Raw genomic sequence first — 1,631 nt, 5'->3', positions numbered from 1 at the left:
TGGCAGATGCGCGCACTGACCTACGGCTGCCGCAGCGCCAAGGAAGCGCTGCTGGCCGACGCCAATGCGACAACGCACCCGATCGTGGTCCCAAGCCGCGGCTCGAAACTCATCGGCGGCTCGATCCGCACCGAACTCACACGCGACGAAGTCACCGCCTTCATCACCGACGGCTTCTTCCCGCGCGTGGAAGCCTCGGCGCGGCCGACCGTGCGCGCCCGCGCCGGCCTGACCCAGCTTGGCCTGCCGTATGCGCAGGATGCCGCGATCACGCGCCACCTGGCCGCGTTCCTCGCGCGCCAGGCCGGCGCCACCGCCGAACTCGAAGGTTTCACTGGCCGCGTCACGGCCGACCACACCTTCCTGCACCCGAGCGCGGTGCTGTTCAACGGCGGCGTGTTCAAATCCGGCATCCTGGCCCAGCGCGTGATGGACACCATCAACGACTGGCTGTACATGGAAGGCGCCGAACCGGCCCGCATGCTCGAAGGCGCGGATCTCGATCTGGYCGTCGCGCGCGGCGCGGCCTACTTCAGCTACGCGCGGCGTGGCGGTGGCGTGCGCATTCGCGGCGGCACGGCGCGCTCGTACTACGTTGGCGTTGAGTCGTCGATGCCGGCCATCCCGGGCATGGAGCCACCACTCGAAGCCCTGTGCGTGGCGCCATTCGGCATGGAAGAAGGCAGCGAGCTCGAACTGCCAGGCCAGGAATTCGGCCTGGTGATCGGCGAGCCGGTGACGTTCCGCTTCTTCGGCTCCACCACGCGCCGCCAGGACCGCATCGGCGACGTGCTCGAATTCTGGGGCCCGGACGAGCTGCACGAAATGAACGAGATCCAGGCCACGCTGCCGGCCGATGGCCGCGCAGCAGGTGATGTTGTGCAGGTAAAACTGCATGCGCTGGCGACGGACGCCGGCACGCTCGAACTGCTGGCAGTGGCGCGTGACGGCCAGCGCTGGAAGATCGAGTTCGACGTGCGTACGGCGGCCGGGGTCCAGTGACCTGGCTCGTCGGCATTGATCTGGGCACCACGAACACGGTGCTGGCCTACGGCCGCAATGGCCCGGGCGGCATCGAGCTATTCCAGATCGATCAATTGGTGGCGCCCGGCGAAGTGGCCGGCGCGCCGCTGCTGCCGTCGATGCGTTACCACCCGGGGCCGGACGAACTGGCACCGGGTGCCCTGCAGTTACCCTGGCAGCAGCAGGACGTCGCCGGCGTCGAGCGCGTTGCGCTGGGGCGCCTGGCGCGCGTGCTCGGTGCGGCCACGCCGGGCCGGCTCGTCACGAGCGCCAAGAGCTGGCTGTCCCACGACGGCGTAGACCGCATGGCGCCGATCCTGCCGTGGGGCGTCGACAACGACGTGCCCAAGGTCTCACCGGTGGCCGCCAGCGCCAGCTATCTTGCGCACCTGCGCGCCGCATGGAATGCGCGCTTTCCCAAACAACCCCTCGAACGCCAGCAGATCGTGCTCACGGTGCCTGCGTCGTTCGATGAAGGCGCCCGTGCGCTGACGCTCGAAGCGGCCAGGCTGGCCGGCCTGCCGCAGGTGGCGCTACTGGAAGAACCGCAAGCCGCGCTGTACGACTGGCTGTACCGCCATCGCGCCAGCCTGGCCGGCGATCTGGGC

General features: G+C 69.3%; 2 protein-coding genes. Both read left to right on the top strand.

Annotation, left to right across the window (positions count from 1 at the left end):
- A partial coding sequence (locus AC1DYN_RS32445; protein WP_477966899.1) for an Hsp70 family protein occupies window positions 1-1,002 on the top strand: 1,002 nt, incomplete at its 5' end.
- The coding region (locus tag AC1DYN_RS32440) for an Hsp70 family protein (RefSeq protein ID WP_477966897.1) at window positions 999-1,631 on the top strand (633 nt) is incomplete at its 3' end. The genes AC1DYN_RS32445 and AC1DYN_RS32440, both read left to right, overlap by 4 nt.

It is taken from the genome of Rhizobacter sp. P2_D12 (assembly GCF_056404395.1).
The sequence above is the reverse complement of the archived record's forward strand: the minus strand, read 5'-3'. Positions and strand labels throughout refer to the sequence as shown.